The sequence below is a fragment of the Mesorhizobium sp. M2C.T.Ca.TU.002.02.1.1 genome (genome assembly GCF_003997225.1).
This window is the reverse complement of sequence record NZ_RZTO01000620.1, coordinates 1-3787: the sequence shown is the minus strand read 5'-3', so window position 1 is coordinate 3787 and position 3787 is coordinate 1. Positions and strand designations below refer to the sequence as shown.

Sequence of the window (3787 nt, the reverse complement as noted above, 5' to 3'; positions counted from 1 at the left end):
CGTTGTGCGAGCCCTTGATGCGCGGCACGTTGACGAAGCCTGCCGCGCAGCCCATCAGCACGCCGCCGGGGAAGGACAACTTCGGCACCGACTGCCAGCCGCCCTCGGTGATGGCGCGCGCACCATAGCCGATGCGCTTGGCGCCCTCGAAGGTGCCGGCAATGGCCGGATGTGTCTTGAAGCGCTGGAATTCCTCGAAAGGCGACAGATAGGGGTTCTTGTAGTTCAGGTGGACGACGAAGCCGACCGCCACCTGGTTGTCCTCGAGATGGTAGAGGAAGGAGCCGCCGCCGGTCTTCATGTCGAGCGGCCAGCCGAAGGAATGCTGCACCAGACCCGGCTTGTGGTTCTCGGACTTGACTTGCCAGAGCTCCTTGAGACCGATGCCATATTTGCCGGGTTCGCGGCCTTCGGAAAGTCTGTATTTGGCAATGAGCTGCTTGGCGAGCGAGCCACGCGCGCCCTCGCCGATCAGCACATATTTGCCCATCAGCGCCATACCCGGCGCGTAGGCCGGGCCGTGAGTGCCGTCCTTCTCCACGCCCATGTCGCCGGTGATGACGCCGGTGACGGCGCCGGCGTCGTTGTAGACCAGGCTTGCAGCGGCAAAGCCCGGATAGATCTCGACGCCCAGCGCCTCGGCCTTGGTCGCCAGCCAGCGGCAGACATTGCCGAGCGACACGATGTAATTGCCGTGGTTGTTCATCAGCGGCGACATCAGGAAGTTGGGAAGGCGGAACGAACCGGCCGGGCCGAGCACCAGGAAATGGTCCGCCGTCACTGGCGTCTTGAACGGATGATCGCTTTCCTCGCGCCAGCCCGGCAGCAGCCGGTCGATGCCGATCGGATCGACGACGGCGCCGGACAGGATGTGGGCGCCGACCTCGCCGCCCTTCTCCAGGACGACCACCGAGAGGTCCGGATTGACTTGCTTCAGACGGATCGCCGCGGCAAGGCCGGCGGGACCGGCGCCGACGATCACCACGTCGAATTCCATGCTTTCGCGTTCGATTTCGCTCATCGACCCCTCTATGGCTTGCCGCATTCTCGCATTGTGCTGGCTCCCGCGCTGCATAGCGCATCAATGCGCGACGCGAAACCGGCGCGGACGTGACAACGCCGATTTCGACAAAAAGTCGCGGTTTTCCCCTACGAAAAGGCAGAAGCAGCGGCTATGGCCAAGCATAGGCCAGCGCCAATTGGTTGGCAGGCCAGGCGGCGCCGGGATGTTTTTAATTGTTCGACGGCTTGGTTATCGGCAATACTTCGCGCCATGCGCAGCCCAGAGCCGCCCGGCTTTCCATCGAAGCGCTTACTCTTCACGCCAGGCGCGGCCTGGCGCGCGGTTCTTCCGCTCCTCTTTTTGACCATGCCGGCCCTTTCGACCACGCAAGTCCGGGCGGATCCGGTGAAGGTGTGGGCGACCGGCGCCTACTCCTTCTCCGACGAGCTGGGCGGCTTCCGCATCACCGGAGCCTCCGGCATCGGCACCAAGGAAGATCCCCTGGTCATCAAGGAGGAGCTGAACTCGGCGACCCCGGTGACGCTGACCATCCGCGCGACCAAGCCGATCGAGCCCTTCGGCAAGGCCGGCGAGGTCGCCAACGGCGTGATGTATATGCGCATCGACGTGCTCAACAACAGCGCGCTCCCCTGGGTGGAGTTCCAGTTCGAGCTGCATGAGATCCTCGACCAACCCAGCGTGTTCGGCGACGGCCTGTCCTTCGACCAGCGCAACAAGACGCCCGACAACATCTGGTCGAGCAACTTTGCCGATTTCGACCGCCGGTTCGAACCCTATGACCGGCTGCTGTTCCGCAACGGCAAGGTCGACCCGCTGAAGACGGCGACCTTCGATTTCCTGATCACCGACTATACGCCGCGCTGGACGTTTTACATCGTTCAGGATCCAAGGATTCCGACGGGGTGAATTACGCCGATGTCCAAGGCGGAGCTGACAACTTGCAAATCGGCGCCGCGCGGACGATGGTGGCGCCATGACTGCCGCTTCCCCCAGCACACCAGCCGAGATCGCCGAACTACTCGCCTTCTATGCCAGCGCCGGCGTCGACGACGCGCTCCAGGACGCGCCGATCAACCGGTTCGCCGAAGCGGCGGCAATACAAGTTGGACGGGGGCCGGCAGACCGCAGGCCCGCCGAGCGGGCGCCGGCAGCGCCACAACGCGAAACCAGGCCCGAAAGCCGAACGGCACCCGGCCAGGCTCCGGAACGCGTCGAGAACCCGCCAGCTCCCTTGTCCGGCCTCGACGCCAGCAATATTCCGGACGCACCCACCCGGGTGCCGGCGGCCGCGGCCGTTCCCGACGAGGCACAGGCCCTGCTGGCGCGGCAGCTTGCCGCGAGCGCTTCGACGCTCGACGAGCTGCGCCAGCACATGGCCGCCTTCGACGGCTGCAATCTCAAATTCACCGCCAAGAACCTGGTCTTCGCCGACGGCAACCCGAACGCCGACCTGATGCTGGTCGGCGAGGCGCCGGGCCGCGACGAGGACCTCGAAGGCCTGCCCTTCGTCGGCCGCTCCGGGCGGCTGTTAGACCGCATGCTTGCGGCGATCGGCCTCGACCGCAACTCGGCCTATATCGCCAACGTCATCCCATGGCGCCCGCCGGGCAACCGCACGCCGACGCCGCACGAGACCGAAATCTGCCGTCCCTTCATCGAAAGGCAGATCGAGCTGGTCAATCCAAAAGTGCTGGTCAATCTCGGCGGGCCATCGGCCAAGACGCTGCTCAACACGACCGAGGGCATCCTGCGCCTGCGCGGCAACTGGCGGCTGCACACGACCGCCTCAGGCATAGCCATTCCGGCGATGCCGACGCTGCACCCAGCCTATCTGCTCAGAACGCCAGCGCACAAGAAGCTGGCCTGGCGGGATTTTCTCGAGGTGAAGGCGAAGTTGAGGGGGTTGAGGTAAGCGCGGCCTTTCCCTCTCCCCTTGTGGGAAGGGGGAGCTTAACCTCCCAGGTAATTGAAATCCCTCTCCCTCCGCCCTAGTCCTGCTCCCCATGAGCACATCCGAACCCTCCGCCGGCAGCCTGATCCGCGAGTGGCGCACGCGGCGGCGCATGAGCCAGCTCGATCTCGCCATGGAAGCCGACATCTCGCAGCGGCATCTTTCGTTCGTCGAAAGCGGCCGCGCGCAGCCGTCGCGCGAGATGGTGCTGCATCTGGCCGAGCAACTGTCGATCCCGCTGCGCCTGCGCAACCAGCTCCTGCTTGCCGCGGGCTTCGCGCCGAGCTTCAGCGAGAGGCCGCTGACCGACGCGACGCTGGCGCCGGCGATGGCCGCCGTCGAGACCGTGCTCAAAGGCCACGAGCCGTTCCCGGCGCTGGCGGTGGACCGGCACTGGAACCTCATTTCGGCAAATACCGCGATCGCCCCGTTCCTTGCCGACATTTCCGAGGCATCCCTGCTTACGCCGCCGGTCAATGTGCTGCGGCTCAGCCTCCATCCTGGCGGCGTGGCGCCGCGCATCGTCAATCTGGCGGAATGGCGCGCGCATCTGCTTGAACGGCTGAAGCACCTGAGCGACGCGACCGGCGATCCTGCGCTGATCGAACTTGAACAGGAGCTGCGCGCCTATCCATCCGGCCTGAAGAGCAGCCGTCCGGCGCCGGTCGAACCGAGCGGCATCGTCCATCCGCTGCGGCTCGCGCATGGCGATACGGTGCTGTCCTTCATCAGCACCATCACCGTGTTCGGCACGCCGCTCGATGTCACTCTGTCGGAGCTGGCGATCGAATCCTTTTTCCCGGCCGATGAGC

General features: G+C 65.2%; 4 protein-coding genes. 3 read left to right on the top strand and 1 reads right to left on the bottom strand.

Annotation, left to right across the window (positions count from 1 at the left end):
• Positions 1-1021: NAD(P)/FAD-dependent oxidoreductase (locus EOD07_RS26235; RefSeq protein ID WP_164772536.1), on the bottom strand; the 1021-nt coding region annotated here is incomplete at its 3' end.
• A gap of 252 nt (positions 1022-1273) precedes the next feature.
• Between EOD07_RS26235 and EOD07_RS26230 the strand changes: the two genes are divergently transcribed.
• The 3 genes from EOD07_RS26230 to EOD07_RS26220 form a co-directional block, all read left to right on the top strand.
• Complete coding sequence (locus EOD07_RS26230; protein ID WP_127237481.1) at positions 1274-1930, top strand: hypothetical protein; 657 nt, start codon at positions 1274-1276, stop codon at positions 1928-1930.
• A gap of 67 nt (positions 1931-1997) precedes the next feature.
• Positions 1998-2936 (top strand): uracil-DNA glycosylase, encoded by a 939-nt coding sequence (locus EOD07_RS26225; RefSeq protein ID WP_127237480.1) that lies wholly within the window; start codon positions 1998-2000, stop codon positions 2934-2936.
• A gap of 91 nt (positions 2937-3027) precedes the next feature.
• On the top strand, positions 3028-3787 hold a 760-nt coding region (locus EOD07_RS26220; protein ID WP_164772535.1), incomplete at its 3' end, for a helix-turn-helix transcriptional regulator.

Bases quoted from the DNA above. Each gene is read 5' to 3' on its own strand.
- EOD07_RS26225 (WP_127237480.1), top strand. From the start codon at position 1,998: ATGACTGCCGCTTCCCCCAGCACACCAGCCGAGATCGCCGAACTACTC.
- EOD07_RS26230 (WP_127237481.1), top strand. From the start codon at position 1,274: ATGCGCAGCCCAGAGCCGCCCGGCTTTCCATCGAAGCGCTTACTCTTC.